The 18,982-nt window shown below is 42.8% G+C and carries 17 protein-coding genes, 1 riboswitch and 1 other annotated feature (1 of these 19 cut by a window edge); all 17 genes read left to right on the forward strand.

Annotation, left to right across the window (positions count from 1 at the left end; all coding sequences use genetic code 11):
* Positions 1-122: a binding site (T-box leader), on the forward strand (it extends 85 nt beyond the left edge of the window).
* A gap of 49 nt (positions 123-171) precedes the next feature.
* The 17 genes from leuS to sigK all read left to right on the forward strand — a co-directional run bounded on the left by leuS (position 172) and on the right by sigK (position 18,493).
* Positions 172-2,652 (forward strand): leucine--tRNA ligase, encoded by a 2,481-nt coding sequence (gene leuS, locus ACZ449_RS04735; RefSeq protein WP_464259915.1) that lies wholly within the window; start codon positions 172-174, stop codon positions 2,650-2,652.
* Between the two features lie 39 nt (positions 2,653-2,691).
* Positions 2,692-3,009: a thioredoxin gene (gene trxA, locus ACZ449_RS04740; protein ID WP_464259916.1), complete on the forward strand. Its 318-nt coding sequence runs from the start codon at positions 2,692-2,694 to the stop codon at positions 3,007-3,009.
* A gap of 108 nt (positions 3,010-3,117) precedes the next feature.
* The gene (locus ACZ449_RS04745; protein WP_464259917.1) at positions 3,118-4,683 is read left to right on the forward strand and encodes a bifunctional metallophosphatase/5'-nucleotidase; all 1,566 of its coding nucleotides are present in this window, start codon (positions 3,118-3,120) and stop codon (positions 4,681-4,683) included.
* 92 nt (positions 4,684-4,775) lie between these two features.
* Complete coding sequence (locus ACZ449_RS04750; RefSeq protein WP_464259918.1) at positions 4,776-5,948, forward strand: radical SAM protein; 1,173 nt, start codon at positions 4,776-4,778, stop codon at positions 5,946-5,948.
* Positions 5,949-5,952: 4 nt separating this feature from the next.
* Positions 5,953-6,948 (forward strand): putative heme d1 biosynthesis radical SAM protein NirJ2, encoded by a 996-nt coding sequence (gene nirJ2, locus ACZ449_RS04755; RefSeq protein ID WP_464259919.1) that lies wholly within the window; start codon positions 5,953-5,955, stop codon positions 6,946-6,948.
* 283 nt (positions 6,949-7,231) lie between these two features.
* On the forward strand, positions 7,232-8,359 hold the full coding sequence (locus tag ACZ449_RS04760) for a hydrogenase small subunit (protein WP_464259920.1): 1,128 nt from the start codon (positions 7,232-7,234) through the stop codon (positions 8,357-8,359).
* 22 nt (positions 8,360-8,381) lie between these two features.
* The gene (locus ACZ449_RS04765; RefSeq protein ID WP_464259921.1) at positions 8,382-10,274 is read left to right on the forward strand and encodes a nickel-dependent hydrogenase large subunit; all 1,893 of its coding nucleotides are present in this window, start codon (positions 8,382-8,384) and stop codon (positions 10,272-10,274) included.
* A gap of 19 nt (positions 10,275-10,293) precedes the next feature.
* A complete protein-coding gene (gene cybH, locus ACZ449_RS04770; protein WP_464259922.1) occupies positions 10,294-11,016 on the forward strand; it encodes a Ni/Fe-hydrogenase, b-type cytochrome subunit in 723 nt (240 codons plus the stop codon).
* 11 nt (positions 11,017-11,027) lie between these two features.
* Positions 11,028-11,510 carry a HyaD/HybD family hydrogenase maturation endopeptidase gene (locus tag ACZ449_RS04775; RefSeq protein ID WP_464259923.1) on the forward strand — a complete coding sequence of 161 codons (483 nt, stop codon included), beginning with the start codon at positions 11,028-11,030 and terminating at the stop codon, positions 11,508-11,510.
* A 27-nt stretch (positions 11,511-11,537) separates the two neighbouring features.
* On the forward strand, positions 11,538-11,840 hold the full coding sequence (locus ACZ449_RS04780) for a hypothetical protein (protein ID WP_464259924.1): 303 nt from the start codon (positions 11,538-11,540) through the stop codon (positions 11,838-11,840).
* 101 nt (positions 11,841-11,941) lie between these two features.
* Positions 11,942-12,307 carry a chorismate mutase gene (gene aroH, locus ACZ449_RS04785; RefSeq protein ID WP_464259925.1) on the forward strand — a complete coding sequence of 122 codons (366 nt, stop codon included), beginning with the start codon at positions 11,942-11,944 and terminating at the stop codon, positions 12,305-12,307.
* 138 nt (positions 12,308-12,445) lie between these two features.
* On the forward strand, positions 12,446-13,405 hold the full coding sequence (locus ACZ449_RS04790; RefSeq protein ID WP_464259926.1) for a glycosyltransferase family 2 protein: 960 nt from the start codon (positions 12,446-12,448) through the stop codon (positions 13,403-13,405).
* A 97-nt stretch (positions 13,406-13,502) separates the two neighbouring features.
* Positions 13,503-13,641, forward strand: a riboswitch (cyclic di-AMP (ydaO/yuaA leader).
* A 22-nt stretch (positions 13,642-13,663) separates the two neighbouring features.
* Positions 13,664-14,314: a C40 family peptidase gene (locus ACZ449_RS04795; RefSeq protein WP_464261809.1), complete on the forward strand. Its 651-nt coding sequence runs from the start codon at positions 13,664-13,666 to the stop codon at positions 14,312-14,314.
* A gap of 147 nt (positions 14,315-14,461) precedes the next feature.
* Positions 14,462-16,183: an ABC transporter ATP-binding protein gene (locus ACZ449_RS04800; RefSeq protein ID WP_464259927.1), complete on the forward strand. Its 1,722-nt coding sequence runs from the start codon at positions 14,462-14,464 to the stop codon at positions 16,181-16,183.
* 44 nt (positions 16,184-16,227) lie between these two features.
* Entirely contained in the window at positions 16,228-16,797 is a 570-nt protein-coding gene (locus tag ACZ449_RS04805) for an HD domain-containing protein (protein WP_464259928.1), read from the forward strand.
* Between the two features lie 72 nt (positions 16,798-16,869).
* Positions 16,870-17,463: a spore protease YyaC gene (gene yyaC, locus ACZ449_RS04810; RefSeq protein WP_464259929.1), complete on the forward strand. Its 594-nt coding sequence runs from the start codon at positions 16,870-16,872 to the stop codon at positions 17,461-17,463.
* Between the two features lie 316 nt (positions 17,464-17,779).
* Entirely contained in the window at positions 17,780-18,493 is a 714-nt protein-coding gene (gene sigK, locus ACZ449_RS04815) for an RNA polymerase sporulation sigma factor SigK (RefSeq protein WP_464259930.1), read from the forward strand.
* Positions 18,494-18,982: the final 489 nt, after the last annotated feature.

Genomic DNA, 18,982 nt, shown 5'->3' on the forward strand with positions numbered 1-18,982 from the left:
ACTCGCTGCTGAGGAGTGGCTGCGAAATTTTAGTAACAGCCGACGTAAGTCTGCGTTATAGGCGAAGAGTGGGTGACTTTGCTCATCAAACAGGGTGGTACCGCGAGAATCTCGTCCCTGGCGTTAGCCACGGGACTTTTTTAATACTATTTGTCCGAGGGGGATTACTCGATGAACGAGAAATACACACCGCGCGAGATTGAGGCCAAATGGCAAAAAATCTGGAGCGAAAACAATGCTTTCTGCACACATATTGACCGCCAGCGACCAGAATACTATGTTCTGGAAATGTTCCCGTATCCGTCTGGAAATTTGCACATGGGCCATGTACGCAATTATTCGATCGGTGATGTTATTGCCAGATTTAAAGTAATGCAGGGTTACAATGTGTTACATCCCATGGGCTGGGATGCTTTTGGCATGCCTGCCGAAAACGCCGCCATCAAGAATGGCATTCATCCTTCGTCATGGACATGGGATAATATTGCTAATATGCGCCGGCAACAGCAAGAGTTAGGCTTATCTTATGAATGGGATCGTGAGGTAGCTACCTGCCATCCCGAGTATTATCATTGGACGCAGTGGCTGTTTTTGCTGTTTTTTGAACGTGGCTTGGCTTACAAAAAGAAAGCAGCGGTGAACTGGTGTAATGACTGCAATACTGTGCTGGCTAACGAGCAGGTAGTTGATGGTCGTTGCTGGCGTTGTGACTCAGTTGTTGTTAAAAAAGACCTTGAACAATGGTTTCTTAAAATAACAGATTATGCGGATCGTCTCTTAGCCGATTTGTCTGAGCTTAAAGGTTGGCCTGATCGGGTCAAAACTATGCAAGAAAACTGGATTGGCCGTAGTGAAGGTGCACAGTTCAGCTTTGCTGTGCCGGAACTTAATGATAAAATTTCTGTATATACTACTCGCCATGACACTGTATTTGGCGTTAGTTATATTGTGCTTGCACCAGAACATTCAATGGTGGACAAGCTTATTGCTGGCAAATCGGAAGAAGCGGCTGTAAAAGCTTTTATAGCCCGCGTTCGTAATCAAAGTGATATTGCCCGCACCTCGAATGAGACAGAAAAAGAAGGTATCTTTACTGGCGCTTATGCCATTCATCCGTTTACTGGTGAACAAGTGCCTATTTGGATTGCCAATTATGTATTGGTAGAATACGGTACTGGTGCAGTTATGGGCGTGCCTGCTCATGACCAACGTGACTGGGACTTTGCCGGTAAGTATGGATTAACTAAAAAAGTAGTAATTCAACCGATGGGCGAAGACATTTCAATTGAGGATATGACCGGAGCGTATGGCGGTCAGGGAACAATGGTTAATTCCGGGGAATTTACCGGTTTGGATAATGAAACCGGTAAGGTGAAGATTGCCCAGTGGTTTGAAACACAGGGAATTGGTAAACGTCGTATTAATTATCGACTGCGTGATTGGCTTATTTCCCGCCAGCGTTATTGGGGTGCGCCTATACCTATCATTTATTGTCCGGATTGTGGCACAGTTCCTGTGCCTAAAGAACAACTTCCGATTCTTCTGCCCGAAAATATTGATTTTGCCAGCGGTTCCGTATCGCCACTGGCGAAAGCTGATGATTTTATTAATTGCACATGTCCTAAGTGTGGCGGCAAAGCGCGGCGCGAAACCGACACGATGGATACTTTTATTTGTTCGTCGTGGTACTATTTCCGTTATACCAGTCCGCATAGTGCGGATCAGCCGTTTGATCCTGACAAAGCTAACTATTGGATGCCTGTTGACCAATATATCGGCGGTATAGAGCACGCTATTTTACACCTTTTGTATTCGCGGTTCTTTACCAAAGTACTAAAAGACGCTGGCTTGGTTAACGTCAATGAGCCGTTTAAAAACCTGTTGACCCAGGGGATGGTCATTAAAGACGGAGCCAAAATGTCTAAATCTAAAGGTAATGTAGTTTCTCCAGAAGAGATTATCGCCAAATATGGTGCTGATACGGCCAGGTTGTTTATGTTATTTGCGGCACCGCCGGAACGTGATCTGGAATGGAGCGATCAGGGAGTAGAAGGCGCATACCGCTTCTTAGGTCGTTTGTGGCGGATAGTCGATCATTATGTGCCGCTAATTAAAACAGAAGTAACAAGTGATGACCCCATAGAATTAACCAAACCTGAAAAGGAATTGCGTCGTATCTTACATGTAACGATCAAACGCGTTAGCGAAGATATTGGTCAGCGTTTCAATTTCAATACAGCCATTAGTGCCATTATGGAATTGGTTAACGCCATGTATGCGCTCAAAGATCAGGGTGTAACACCGAATACAGCTTTGGCGCGGGAAGTGGTATCTGCTCTACTGAAGATGCTGGCACCGTTTGCACCACATATTACGGAAGAACTATGGCAAGAGACTATTGCCGAAGGTAGTGTTCATAAACAGTTCTGGCCTGCCTTTGATGCGGCTGCTTTGGAAGTGGAAGAGGTCGAGATTGTTCTTCAGATTAATGGTAAAGTTCGCGATAAAGTGATTGTACCTGTAGGCCTAACTCCCAAAGAACTTGAAAAGACAGCTCTTGAACAGCAACGGGTTCAGGAACTTATTGCTGGAAAAACAGTAATCAAAGTAATAGCAGTGCCCAAGAAGCTGGTTAATATTGTTATCAAATAGGAATAATAATATAATTAATATGAGGAGGCTAATATAAGTATGCTTACCATTACAAACGTTACAGAGTTCAATGAAGAGGTACTTAAGTCAGATAAACCTGCTCTAGTTGATTTTTGGGCACCTTGGTGTGGTCCCTGTAAGATGGTAGCCCCGGAAGTGGAGACTATAGCCAAAAACTTTGAAGGCCGGGCAGTGGTAGCTAAGGTTAATGTTGATGAACAGCAGGACTTGGCTAGTCATTACAATGTTATGAGTATACCTACATTGGTGATTTTTAAAGCGGGCAGTGAAGTTGGCCGGATTACCGGTTATCGTCCACAAAAAGATATTGCTGATATGTTAGAAAAGGCACTATAAAATAAAACTCCCGGATAGCATCCGGGAGTTTTATTTTTACATAAGCAACTTGTATTTATCTGGAAGTTTTGTCATAATAAAAATACATGAAGAAAGGAGAGAATTTTGGTGTTTACAAGAAAGTTAAATGTACTTATTACTATTATATGTATAAGTATAGCATGTTTCTTACCGGTAATTTCAGCAGCGGAAGAATCAAATGAAAAAGTAGTGATTAACATTCTAACAGTAAATGATTTCCATGGTGCATTGTCTGAGGGGGGCAAGAATCCCGGTATGGCAAAACTAGCCGCTTTTTTGAAAGAAGAGGTGGCTAAGAATCCGGCAGGGACGATTATTGTCAGCGCCGGTGATATGTTTCAAGGAACGCCTGAATCCAATATGCTCTACGGAGAACCAGTAGTTGAAGCTATGAATGAGCTTGGATTTTCGGCGATGGCGATTGGTAACCATGAGTTTGATTGGGGTATCCAGGTGTTAAAAGAACGTATTGCGCAATCAAATTTCCCCTACCTTGCAGCCAATATTATTGATAAAGCTACTGGTCGTGTGGTGAGTTTTGTCAAACCGTACACATTAGTTGAGAAAAACGGTGTAAAAATTGCTATAATCGGTCTGGCAACCCCAGAAACAGCATATAAGACCAACCCTAAGTACAGTAAAAACTATAATTTTGTTAATCCTGCTCAAATAGTGACACAGCTTCTTCCTGAATTAAAACAACAAGGAGCTGATATCATTATCGTATTGTCACATTTGGGCAGCGCCGTTGAACCGCTTACCCAACAGGTTACAGGCGAAGCAGCTGACTTGGCGCGTGAGGTTCCTACTATTGATGCTATTATCTCAGGGCACACGCATATGAAAGTGGCTGGTGAAGTGAATTCAGTACCAGTCATTCAGGCTGCGTACAATGGACGGGCTGTAGGTAAGCTTGCGTTTACCTTTTCCAAGAATAACAGGGAAGTAGTAACAGTAGCGAGCGACGTTACTGAGTTAGCAGTTGATAAATTGGTTGCCGACCCTGCAGTACAGGAAATTGTTGATAAGGTACAGGAAGAAATAGCTCCTGTGAAAAATAAAGTGCTTGGCCAGGCAGTTAATGAAATGCATCATGAAAAATTCACTCATTCTGTTTTAGGTCAATGGGTAACAGATAGTATGCGTCACAGAGTTAAAGCCGATATTGCTTTTGAGAATGGCGGGGGGCTGCGAACCAGTATCTCGGCAGGTACGATCACGTTAGGCAAACTGTACCAAGTAGTACCATTTGACAATACGTTGATCACGGTAGATTTAACTGGTCAACAGGTCATGGCGGTTCTCGAACACGGTATTTATAATAAGCAAATCGGGATGCTGCAGTTTTCTGGTCTTATTGTGGAGTATGATGAATCATTGCCAGATGGTAAGAAGCTTGCTAAAGTAACCTTAAATGATGGCAGTAACCTCAGTCTTACGAAGACATATAAGGTTGTAACAAATGATTTCTTAGCACAAGGCGGAGATGGATTTACCATGTTTAGTCAAGGCAAACATCAATCTGACACTCAGATTCCATTACGAGACTGCCTAATAGAGGCTATAACAAAGACGAAAATCATTAATGCTACTGTCGATTCGCGTTTTAAGGAAGTTATACCAGTAAGCACAGTAAATAGACTTGCATCGTAATAGATAGGAAAGTTTGTGAGGTCAGCAGGGAAGATATTAAAACATGTCGAAATTATCATTAAAACTTGAATTCGAAGGAGACATAAACAAAGATGATAGGTTGTACTAAATTACTTTGCGGCACAGCTACCGTGTCGGATATCGTAAAATATGGGCGCAGTTCACAAAATTTGCCACCTCAGATGCTACAGTTTTCCTCAGATGCTACGCCCATCGTTGTATGGAATTCGACTAATCGCTGCAATCTGAGTTGCCAGCACTGCTACATTTCTGCTGAAGATCATGAATATGCGGGTGAGTTTACTACTGCTGAAGCCAAAGCGTTCATTGACGATCTAGCTACAATGAAAGTGCCGGTGCTATTATTCTCCGGAGGCGAGCCGCTTGTCCGGAAAGATTTGTTTGAATTGGGCGCATACACTATTGAAAAAGGAATTCGTCCGGTGATTTCAACAAATGGCACCTTGATTACACCTGAGATGGCTAAGCGCATTAAAGCGACTGGTTTCCAGTATGTTGGTGTCAGCCTTGACGGTACCGAAGAAGTGCATGATTATTTTCGTGGCAAAAAGGGTGCATTTCAAGAAACTATTACCGGGATTCGCAACTCAATTGCGGCAGGTAATAAAACGGGGATCCGTTTTACGGTAAATAAACTTAACTATCATACGTTACCTGATATTCTAGATATTGTTGAACGCGAAAAGATTCCCCGTTTTTGTATGTACCATCTGGTATATGCCGGACGAGGCAAGGAAATGGCAGAGCTTGACACTACGCCTGAACAAAAGCGTCAGACAATTGAACTGCTAATTGAACGGACCCTAGATTTTCACAAACGAGGTATTGAGGTTGAAATTCTTACCACAGATAATCATGCTGATGGTATTTATATTCTGCAATATTTTGAACGCACAAATCCTGAACGTGTGCCGGAGATTAAGGAACTGTTAGCGATGCATGGTGGCTGTTCAGCCGGTCAGAAGATGGCTAATGTCGACCCGCAGGGTGAGGTACATGCCTGTCAGTTCTGGGGTCATAAGTCACTTGGCAATGTACGCAAACAGCCGCTTAGTCAAATTTGGCATAACACGCAAGATGAATTTTTATGCAAACTTAGAAATAAAGAAAAGTATGTTACTGGCCGCTGTGGCGAATGCCGCTACAAGGATTTCTGCGGCGGTTGCCGGATAAGGGCGGAAGCCATGTCAGGCGACATATGGGGTGAAGACCCAGCCTGCTATCTTGCTGATTACAAGGAGTAATTGAATGATAATCTCATGGAATACTACCCAGCAGTGCAATATAAACTGTGTACATTGTTATCGTGATGCTGGTGCCAAACGTACCGATGAATTAAGTACCGACGAAGGTAAAAAACTGCTTAGTGAAATAGCCAAAGCTGGTTTCAAGATTATGATATTAAGCGGCGGTGAGCCGATGCTTCGTCCTGATATTTATGAACTCATCACTCATGCAACTTCTGTTGGCCTTCGTCCTGTTCTCGGTACCAATGGCATTTTATTTACTGGCGATGTACCTGCCAAGCTTAAAGCGGCCGGCTTGATGTGCGCCGGTATTAGTGTGGATAGTTGTGATGCTGAGCGCCATGATACCTTTCGGGGCGTGAAAGGCGCTTGGCGGCAAACCATGGATGGCATCAAGGCCTGCCGGAAAGCTGGTTTACCGTTTCAAATTCACACTACAGTTACTAACTGGAATGAAGCGGAAGTGACTGATATTACTGATTTAGCAGTTGATCTAGGCGCTGTTGCCCACCATGTTTTTTTCCTGGTGCCTGCCGGGCGGGGAAAAGACATTGAAGAAACTACACTTAAGACTAATCAATATGAAGCCGTATTGAACCGTATTCTTGACAAACAGGCGACTACTGCTATTGAAATAAAACCAACGTGTGCTCCCCAATTCATGCGGATTGCCAAGGAAAGGGGCGTACCGATGCGGTATACTCGCGGTTGTCTTGCTGGAACTTCCTATTGCGTAATATTACCTAATGGTGATGTTCAGCCTTGCCCGTATTTGCCGCTGAAAGTTGGGAATGTGCGGGAGACAGCCTTTGACACTATCTGGCAGAGCAGCCAAGTGTTTCACAAGCTTCGTCATGAACCGCTTAAGGGTGGCTGTGGCTCTTGTGGTTTTGATAGCTTATGCGGCGGCTGTCGTGCCAGAGCCTACTATTACTCAGACGGGGATTACCTTGCGGAAGAACCCTGGTGCAGCCGGGGTATTAGAGAAAAACAGTAAAAGCTATACAGAATAAACTACGACGGGATTGTTTCACAATCGTTTGATATGACTAATACCAGATAATAGGTCATGGCGAGCAGAAGGTGGCAATCTCGTTTTTTCATTAGCAATATGGGTAAGTGTGCTTAGGTGCCTTGGTGAGTGCGCATAAATGCTATTGGGTACTATATATAATAAAAAAATATTTTTTTATTCTGACAAATGAAGAGGAAACAGAGAAAAAAAACAGAATACCAAATTAAGGATTATTAAACAGTACTTATTTTTAAGGGGGGCGACTATGGAAAAGCGCGATACTCTTTGGGGACTATTTCAGAAAAAAAATATCAGTAGACGTGACTTTCTCAAGACATGTGTGGCCTTGACTAGCATGATGGGGCTGTCTACTGAACTACTTCCGCAAGTCATAGAAGCAGCTGAGAAAAAACCGCTGCCGCCGGTGATTTGGCTCCATGGTCATGAATGTACCGGCTGTGATGAAACGTTTATCCGGTCCCAGTCACCGTTGGCTTCAGACCTGGTACTCAATATGATTGCTCTTGAATATATGGACGTACTGGCTGCTACCGCTGGCGAACAGTTAGAGCATCATTTAGAAGAAACTATGAAACAATATTCCGGTCAATATCTTTTGATATTTGAAGGGGCTGTTCCAGAAGCGGAAAATGGCATATATTGCATGGTAGGCGGTAAGCCCATTATTGAGACACTGAAACGTGTAGCTAAAGATGCCGCCGCTATTATTGAAAATGGTTCTTGTGCTGCTTGGGGTGGTATTCAGGCCGCTAGACCAAATCCCACTAAATCGGTGTCTGTCAGTGACGTAATTAGCGGCAAGCCTATTATTAAAGTGCCTGGCTGTCCGCCAATTCCTGAAGTATTGACAGGCACAATTATGCACTATGTTTTATTTGGTCAGTTACCGCCTGTGGATAATCAAGGACGGCCCAAACAATTTTTTGGCAACAGGATTCACGATACCTGTTACCGGCGTCCTTTCTTTGATTCTGGTATGTTTGTCGAGAAGTTTGACGACATGGCAAGTAAAGCTGGCTGGTGCTTGTATAAGGTAGGCTGCCGAGGGCCAGAAGCCTATAATTCCTGTGGTAATATGCGGTGGTGGAATGGCATGAGTTATCCTATCCAATCAGGTGCACCTTGTGTAGCGTGTGCTGCCAAAAATTTCTGGGATAATGACCCATTCTATGAGCGGTTACCCAATATCCCAGTGCCTAATACTATTGTCAATGCAGACAAAGTTGGCGCTGTTTTGGCTGGCGTGACTACTGCCGGTGTAGTGGCTCATGGTATAGCATCATATGTCCAACACAAACAACATGAGTCGAAAGCAGAAAAAGAGCAGCAAGGTAATGACCAGAATAAGCCTGAGCGCGGTCAAAATGAATAGTGGACAAGGAGGAACGGCATAGATGAAACATATCGTTGTTGATCCAATAAACCGGATTGAGGGCCATCTGCGGGTTGAAATCAAAGTAGATGAAGCTACCGGTAAAGTCGAGGATGCGCTATCTAGTGGTACTGCGTGGCGCGGAATTGAATTGGTTTTGAAAGGCCGCGACCCACGGGATGCTTGGATGTTTGCTCAGCGGATTTGCGGCGTTTGTACAACTGTACATGCTTTAGGCTGTTTACGAGCTGTTGAAGATGCGCTAGGAATTGAAATCCCTAAAAACGCCAACTATATGCGCAATATAATTGCTGCATCCCAAATGATTCATGACCATATTGTGCATTTTTACCACCTGCATGCGTTAGACTGGGTAAGTCCAGTAGCTGCACTCAAAGCTGATCCTGCAGCTACAGCAGCTCTCCAAAACACTGTATTGGAAAAATATAGCCTCAAGTTTGAGGGACCTGTTAGTTTTGATACCAGTGCTTATGCTAAAGATTTCCCCAAAGCAACTACCGCGTATTTTAGAGAGATTCAAAATAAGATAAAGGCTATTGTCGAGAGTGGACAACTTGGCATTTTTGCAGGTCACTATTGGGATCATCCTGATTACAATGTATTGCCGCCAGAAGCTCATCTTATGGCTGTGTCTCATTATTTAAACATGCTTGACCGTCAGCGAGAGCTAGTATACTCACATCTTGTTTTTGGCGGTAAAAATCCTCACCCCCACTATATTGTCGGGGGAATGCCCTGCTCTATCTCCATGAATGACATGAATGCGCCGGTCAATACTGAACGGTTAGCACTTGTGGGCACCTCAGTTAATCTGGGTATAGACCTGGTAAATAATTTTTATATTCCTGATCTACTGGCAATTGGCGATTTATTTGTTAAGGCAGGCTATGTGGACGGTGGTGGATTGGCCGGACAAAGGGTATTATCATTTGGAGATTTTCCGGAAGAAAAATATAACGGTGTTGCTAACGGCGATTATTTTAAAAATTTATTAGTCAACTCAAGTGGTGTTGTTGAAAACTTTGGCCAAGGTGTGGCAAAAGCTACCTTCTATCCGCTTGAAGGCAAAGACTTAACTGATCCGAACGTTTTGGCTGAAGGTGTTGAACATTCTTGGTACAATTATCCTGAAGCTGGAAAAGATCTTCATCCTTGGAGTGGTGTTACTAACCCGCAATATACCGGTCCTAAAGAAGGGACCAAAACCAATTGGAAATATCTTGACGAAACTGGTAAATATTCCTGGATTAAGACTCCTAAATGGAATGGTAAAATGGCTGAAGTTGGTCCGCTGGCTAAGTATATTGTTGTATATACTAAGGTTAAACAGGGCCTTATTCAGCAGCCAACTTGGGCCGAAAAGCTTATTGTTGATCAAATTGATGCTGTGTCTAAACTTCTTAACTTACCACCGGAGACCTGGATGCCTACCACGGTGGGGCGGACAGCAATCCGCGGGCTGGATGCTCAACTGAGTGCCTACATAAACAAATACTTCTTTGATAAGCTGATAAATAACATCAAAGCCGGTGATACTACAGTGGCCAATACGGCTAAATGGGATCCGGCAACTTGGCCGAAGGAAGCTAAAGGTGTGGGTCTACACGAAGCACCGCGCGGTGGTCTTAGCCATTGGGTAACCATTAAGGATGGAAAAATCGACAACTATCAGGCTATTGTTCCTTCAACCTGGAACGCTTGCCCACGGGATGACAAATCTGGTCATGGTGCTTATGAAGCCAGCATGATGGAAACCAAAGTAAAAATTGCCGAAAAACCGCTTGAAATACTGCGGGTGCTTCATTCTTTTGATCCATGCTTAGCCTGCGCGACCCATCTATTTGACAAAGAGGGCAAGGAAATTACGGTAGTTCGCACAGACCCGTATTTATAGGAAAAGGAGGATACCGGTCATGCGTCAAGGAGCCATGAAACCCTATTACCTGTTTAGCCCATGGACACGGATTTTCCACTGGGTCATGGTAATATGCGTATTTATCCTATTTGTTACCGGGCTGTACATCGGTAACCCTTTTTTCCTGGGGACACAGGGGATGGAACCTACTTTTGCCGTTACTAATATTATGTCAATGGAGATGATACGATATATCCACTTTCTCGCTGCGTATATCCTTGTTATCTCCTTTATCCCGCGCATTTACGGCTTTATTATTAATCCAGGCGATAGGTTGTTGCCTAAACCCTGGACAAAGCTGTATTGGACAGGAATTATGGATACCCAAATGCATTATATGTTTATGCGCGGCAAACATCGGCCCTATTTAAGAAATTCGCTGGCTAGGTCAGGCTATTTAGCGGTGTATTTCATGTTTTTAATTGAGATCATAACCGGTTTCGCCATGTATTATATGGTTGAGCCTAACCGCTTTTTGGCAAAAATCTTTGGTCCTTTCAATAACTGGCTGGTCAATGAATATGTGGTACACATGATTCATCATTTTGTTGCCTGGTTTATCATCCTGTTTGTCATTGTGCATGTATATATGGCCATCAGGGCTGATTTTACAGAAAAAGGCAGCGAGATATCTGCTATGTTTTCGGGCATTAAATATATGGAAGAAGAGCCGGATGATGTAGGGGATATAATAGATACTAAGAAATGCAAGGCAAAGTAGGAGCTCTATCTATGAAAAAAATTGTTGTTCTTGGTGTTGGCAATATCTTAATGCAAGATGAGGGGTTTGGTGTCCGGGTGATTGAAGAAATCACCCGGCGCTATACATTCCCGGAACATGTGCAAATTCTTGATGGCGGCACTCTCGGAATGGAACTACTACGCTTTATTGCTGGTGTCGATTGTCTGTTGATTATCGATGCGGTAAACGGCGGCGGACAGCCTGGCGAGTTTTATCAATTTGCCAATGAGGAAGTTAAGGTTTATTTTAAACAAAAGGTATCTATGCACGAATTAGGGGTTCAGGATGTGCTAACAGCGCTCGAGCTTTTAGCAGAGCCAGTAAAAGAAATAGTCGTTTTGGGCGTTCAGCCCGCTGTTATTGATATTGGTCTTGAACTGAGTCAGATTGTGCAACCGACTATTGAGCAGGCTGTATTACGGACGCTTGCTGTTTTAGATTCTTGGGGTATAAACTACCTTCAGCATACATAGTAATCTACAAATGCGGGAGGTGGGGATTTGAACTACCGTGTTCTGTATGTTATTCTTACCCTGAGAGAAGAACCAGAGGTATTTCCTGCCGAGGATTACCGGTATAACCAGGAAAAGAATTGTCATGAGTTATTAATTACAGTCTTTGACCAAAAACTTTGGGTAGATACCCGGGCCGTGAAGTTGAGAAAAGTAGCAGGATCTATTTTTTGCTGGCAAGAATATGAGCAAGGGCAATACATAGAACTTAATCAATCAGATGCAGTTTGCCCCGAATGTGGCTGGTGGCGATGCCATGATTGTGACTCTTGCCGGTGTAATAAACCGTAATACAGGATTTATTACAAAAACAATATACATACTAGCAGGAAAAAGAATACTTTATGCGTATAATATATAATGGTATAACGTAATTCTTTCATGGGGAGTGGTTGATTATATTACGCGGTATTCGTGGTGCAACAACTGTTACAACTAATAATCGTGAAGAAATCTTTGAACATGTCGCTGAACTTCTTGTGGCAATCTCACAGGAAAATGTGCTGAATACCGAGGATATTGGTGCAGTAATCTTTAGCTCAACCCCTGATCTAGATGCAGCCTTTCCGGCAGCCGGGGCAAGAAAGGCTGGTTGGACGCAAGTACCGCTATTTGGGACGCAAGAAATCGAATGCCCTGATGCGCCGGCGCTTTGTATCCGCGTACTGGTTTTGTGGAATACTGATCTTGGGCAACATGACATTAAGCATGTTTATCTACATGGTGCTGCTAATTTGCGTCAAGATATTCAACGATAATGATAAGATTACCGTCTTATGGATAAAACCTGTTTTGCAATTTGCAAGGCAGGTTTTATGTTTTATTTTATAGAGTATAATTGCAATCACATGCTAGCAATGTAATAATATAGTGGTGACAAGGAGGTTTGCATATTAATGAGCGTAATGAATAATTCGATATCTATTGTTGTGCCAGTATATAATGAGCAGGATAATGTTGATAACTTTTACAACGAAGTTGTTAAACATATGGAGCAAATGTCATATCGTTTTGAACTTATCTTTGTTGATGATGGCTCAAGCGATGCTACTCCACTTATTTTGGAGCGTTTAGCTACTGCTGATAAGCGGGTGCGGGCGCTTATTATGGCTCGCAATTTTGGCCATCAGGTGGCTTTAACCTGTGGACTGGATCATGCCCAGGGAGAGGCGGTTATTACCATGGATGGTGATATGCAACATCCGCCGGAAATGATACCTTTACTAATTGGTAAATGGGAGGAAGGTTTTCAGGTTGTCCAAACCGTTAGGATAAATACCGAAGGTGTATCCTGGTTTAAGAACATTACCTCAGGTATGTTTTATAAGCTAATGAATGCCCTATCTAATGTCCAGGTTACAGAGGGTGGCTCTGATTTTAGATTGTTGGATAAGCAGGTGGTAGACAGTTTTCGGCGCTTTCGGGAACGAGCCAGATTTATTCGCGGCATGATTAGTGCGATCGGTTACCGTCAAACCAATATTGAATTTATTGCTCCTAAACGGTTTGCCGGACAATCTAAATTTTCATTAAAAAAAATGCTGCATTTTGCCCTTGACGGGATTACTGCTTATTCGAAAACACCACTTCGTTTTGCATTTTATATGGGCATTATACTGGGATTTGGCAGCATTGCCCTAACTATGCATGTTCTCTACATAAAACTCTTTACTGCTGAGGCTGTACCTGGTTGGGCAACAATTACCGCTAGTATTCTACTACTTGGGGGGGTGCAATTGGCGGGAATTGGTATTATTGGTGAGTATGTTGGACGGATATTTGAAGAAGTAAAACAGCGTCCACTCTACTGGCTGCGGGCTGAGATTGGCCAACAAACGGCAAAAAATAAAGAGTGAACTGTTGGTGAAAAAAATAGTTGACCTAATAAATGTAAAAAAAATACGGTTTTGGGAAGGAATTTTTAAGTTTAAGTCGAATAATAATAAATAAGAGCATTATAGAAAGCCGAATCCAGCTCAGGTACGGGGGAACCAAGTTAAGGGGGTGAAACTTGATAAGCGCCAGCTTTTCAAGTAGGGTGCCTGCAACCCTAACCCGTCAGCTAACCTCGGAGGCCAGTGAGAGGAGAAACCAATTTGCACAATTTTTCCAGGATTATTGTCGCTTTATGCCTCTTTTTAGGTACAACTGCTTTTGCCTATGCGGCGGGAACATATGAGGCTGGCGACCAGGGAGATGATGTAGCCGCTATTCAAGCTCAGCTGAATAATCTGGGTTTTAATGCTGGTACAGCAGATGGCGATTTTGGAACTCTAACGGTTAATGCTGTTAAATCATTCCAAAAAGAACGTGGTCTTGAAACAGACGGTGTGATTGGAGCGCAAACCTACCGTGCTCTGATGGGACGGGATATTCCAGCCAGTCGTGATTCCTCTACCGCTTCGGTAAGGCGTATCATACAGACTTCCTTGAGTTACAGAGGGGTACCGTATGTGTTTGGGGGGACGACCCCTGACGGTTTTGACTGTTCTGGTTTTACCCGCTATGTTTTTGCTCAGAGCGGTATTTATTTGCCTCGAATGGCTGATGAACAATTTGAAGTTGGACGGCATGTATCGTATAGTCGTCTTCAACCTGGAGACTTGGTGTTTTTTAGCACCTATACTTCAGGAGCATCTCACAGTGGCATCTATATTGGTGATGGTAGATTTATCAGTGCGACGTCTAGCAGTGGTGTAAGAATTGATAGTCTAGATAGTGGCTACTGGGGTTCATGCTATATTGGTGCTCGACGGGTGATGTAAACTAGAAAGGAAGGCATTGTTGGCCTTCCTTTTTTAGTTTAAATACAAGTATTAATGGGCGGATTTTTACATAAGTACTTGTATTTAATGCTAGTAACTGCGACAATATAAGTGGACAAGTTAAGCAGTATTAAGTGGAGATAGATTATGTTTAGTTTTTATTGGCGAAAGTTTATAGAACCATATTGGTTATTAGCTTTAACAGCTGTAATGTGTTTTATTGTTGCAAGTTTAGCGGGCTTGGCGGCGCCGCTGGTAGTTAAGATGCTTATTGACGATGCGCTGACCGGGGGAAATATTACGTTTTTGCATTTGATTACCGCGGGTATCATGATGCTATACCTCATTCGTGGTTTGTTTTCCTATTTTTATGGATATAGTATGGCTAAAGCTGCTAATAAGATGTTGGCTAAACTCCGTCAGGACATGTTTAGTAAGCTGCAATCGTTAGATTATGCCTATTTCATGAAGAATTCTTCCGGAGAGCTTATTTCGTTATTTACCAATGATCTTTCATTTATTCAACAGGCAGTTACAGTAGGCATTCCTGATGCTATTGTTGAGTCACTTAATCTGTTGGCTATCGTAGCAATTATGATTTATTTTGATTGGGAACTGGCTATGGTGACTTTTGCTACTTTACCATTTATCATTATTGCCATTAGCTTTTTTAATAATAAAATTGGCCGTTTAGGGGTAATTGTTGACCATACGCTTGCTAAAGTTACAGCCATTATTCAACAATCATTGCTATCGGTGATCATCGTGCAAAGTTATGTTCGGGAAGATTATGAATACAAAAAATTCAGTGACAAGATTCAGCAAGCAGCTAGTGATTTACTAAAAACTCAGCGATTAAGCGCAATTTTGGTAGCATTAGTAGAATTTCTTGCCGCTATCGGTTTAACTATTATCGTTTGGTACGGCGGTCGGGAGGTTATTCAGGGCGATCTGAGTATCGGTGGAATGTTTGCTTTTCTTGTTTATATTATCAATATTCCGATGCCTGTACGCAAAATCAGCCAAGCACTAACTTATCTGAAACTTGGTGTGGTAGCCTGGGGACGTATTAACAGCTTACTTAATGAACAAACTCCGTCTGTGGTTGATGGCTATTTACAGATGCCTAAGGCTGAGGGATTAGTTGAGTTTAAAGATGTGTCATTTGCGTACCAAACCGGCAACCTGATATTGGAAAATATCAACATTATTGCGCGGCCAGGTGAAGTGGTTGCTATTGTTGGACCCAGTGGGGCGGGTAAATCGTCATTTGCCAATCTACTCTTACGCTTTTACGATCCTAATAAAGGAACTGTTTATATAGATGGAATAGATATTAAAAAACTTAAAATTGGTGATTTGCGGCGACAGATTGGTTTCATTCAGCAGGAGCCGGTGTTATTTAACACCACTATTGTGGAAAACATTCGCTATGGCAGGCCCACTGCAACCGTAAGTGAGATTGAACAAGCAGCTCGGTTAGCTAATGCTTACGACTTTATTAGGGAGTTGCCACAAGGCTATAATACGATAGTGGGAGAATTGGGCGGAAATTTGTCTGGTGGTCAGCGCCAGCGGATTGCTATTGCCAGAGCGATAATTACTGAACCTGCCATATTACTTTTTGATGAACCGACCGCGGCCCTTGATGCTCATACCGAAAAACAGGTTATGTCAGCTATTCGGCAAACCTGCAGGGGACGAACAGCCTTTATTATTACCCATCGTATGTCAACAATTATGTCTTCAGATCGGGTGGTGTATTTGTCAGGCGGCAGGGTGGCAGAAACCGGCACTCATCAGGAACTTATTGATAAAGGTGGCTTATATGCTCGGGCAGTCCAGCTTGGCAACTTGTATTGCACATAAACTCGGAAAGTTAGATCATTATCCACATAATTAGGAGGTTTAGCATGAACTATAGTAGATCAGAAGCGTGGCAACTGTTACGTAGCCATGTTCAAAGCGAAGTGCTTTTAAAACATTGTTTAGCAGTTGAGATTGCGATGCGAGCCTATGCCGCTAAATTTGGTCAAGATGTTGAATACTGGGGGGCGGTTGGACTGCTTCATGATGTTGATTTTGAGAAATATCCCGATGATCACCCGAATCATGGTAGAGAAATTCTTACTGCTGCTGGCTATGACAGTCAGTTTGCCACAGATGTAGAGGCTCACGCTCGTGATTGGCAGCCAGAGCGGACACTACTGCAAAAAACATTATTAGCAGTAGATGAACTGACTGGGTTTGTTATCGCCTGCGCACTGGTGCGTCCTGATAAAAGTCTTGACAATTTAGAGGTAAAATCAGTTATGAAGAAATTCAAAGATAAGGCATTTGCTCGCGCTGTCAATCGTGAAACCATGACAACAAGTGCCGAAGCTATGAAAGTTGACTTTAAGGACCATGTTGCCTTTATCATTGAAGCACTCGCTCAGGCTGTGAAAATGCCTGAATACCAGGAACTACCGCTGATAGGATAGGTAACTAAGACCAAACATAAACTGGACATAAGCTGCATATAGATTAATGAGATAGCTAAGAGGAGAGAGAGAATGGTAAAAAATGTCCTTAATAAGCTTACTGTTAATTTGTATGACCTCGATGTCCGGAAACAATTATTTGAACATTTGATAGTACTATTGAAACGTCAAGACGGATTATGTTTGCGGCCAATTGTGGCACTCTGTATTGGTTCTGATCGATATACAGGTGATGCTTTAGGGCCATTAGTCGGTACCTATCTTGAAGAAAACACGGAGTGTAATGTGTATGGTACATTAGAACATCCAGTTCATGCAGGTAACTTTGTAGAGACGTTAAATAGTATAACGCACCGTTATCATCATCCCCTCATTATTGCCATTGATGCCTGTCTGGGGAAAAGTCATGAAGTTGATAATATTGAAATTTGGCAGGGCGGTTTGGCCGCAGGGATTGCAGTAGGCAACAGATTGCCTACTATCGGTGATATTTCAGTTATCGGTGTAGTCAATGCTCAAAGCCAGATTGGATATCTGGATCTACAAAGCACGTCCTTAGGCAAAGTGATGAAACTTAGTAAAGTTATTGGTGAAGCTATTACTGAGGCCCTTAATACGGTAGTAGTGGATAAAATGTCTATTTGTACGCAGTCAGTTGCTAAGTAAATACTTGAAACATAAACAGAACGAGATTGCCGAAAAAGCAATCTCGTTCTGTTTATGTTCGCTATTCCTCGGGAAACAGTCTATCCCACAGCATATACAGTACGACCAAGGTACCAGCAAAGAATATACCAATATCAGCAATATAATGCTCCATGCAAGTCACGCTCCTTTGAGCAGCATACATTTCCTATTTGAATTATATGGTACTTGTATTTCTAGCGCAAGTAGCGAGTAATAAAAATAAATTCTGCCAGGCACATTTTGCTTGTCTGCCCCATATGATGTAGTCGACAGACTTTTCGGGGGTGAATGACTAATGGCTCTTTCGTTTTTAACGGTATTGGCAACATCAATAATCAAAGGCATCACCCTACTTGTTTCTTACATAGCCAATAATACGTTTCCTTTACCGTTGTCAGAAAAAGATGAGCGTGTCTATTTACAGCGGCTAAAAGACGGAGATGAAGCTGCACGTAGTGTATTGATTGAACGCAACCTAAGACTGGTAGCCCATATTGTTAAAAAATTTGATAATACGGGCGAGGATGTGGATGATCTAATCTCCATCGGCACCATTGGACTTATTAAGGCCATCAATACCTTCGACCCGGCCAAAAAAATTAGACTGGCCACCTATGCCGCTCGCTGCATTGAGAATGAAATACTCATGCACTTGAGAAGTACTCGGCGCATTCGTACTGAAGTTAGTTTGTATGACCCGATTGGCGTTGACAAAGAGGGAAATGAGATAACTTTAATTGATGTGCTGGGCACAGCTCCTGATGTCGTGGGCGAAGCAGTGGAAAGTCTGTGTGAACAAGAACGGTTGACCCGTGAAATCCATCGTCTGACAGCACGGGAAAAATGGGTGCTTGAAATGCGTTTTGGATTACCTGACGGCAGGCGCAAGACCCAGCGCGATATTGCCAAAATTTTGGGGATTTCTCGCAGTTATGTCAGCAGAATAGAAAAACATGCTATTACCAAGTTAGGGAAGACGCTGTCGGCAGGTGATACTACACCTAAGTAGCGATTGCTATAGAACTATTTGGACAGCATTGAGCAATAAAGAAGTTTGCAGGCGCAGGTGGTGATGAGAAGAGCCAAAGAACTGTTTTTACAATTACTCTGGCTCTGTGACAGTTATACTTACTGGGGCGCTTCTTCTTGATTTATATAGAGAAATAGATACCACTTCCTGGTGATAGTTTATCCTAAAAATTAAATGCCAAACAACGGTGGATAAGTTAATTTTTTGTGTTAGCATGGATACTGTAGACGAACTAAACGATATTTATTTGGAATTGTTTGAGCTTATCGGTAAAGATGCGATGCTCAAATTGTTTAAGCATTTTCGCGGGGATAAAATAGATTGCCCTATGTGCCTATATCGCCCAGAATTTATTGCCGACCTTGCGAAGCCACTTGGCCTGAAGTTGCAGGTTTGGGGAAGGCACTTCCCAACAAACAGTTTTTGAGTTTTCCCATAAGGGAAAATCTCAAAAACGTGCAACCGTGG

It is taken from the genome of Desulfosporomusa polytropa, assembly GCF_055380075.1.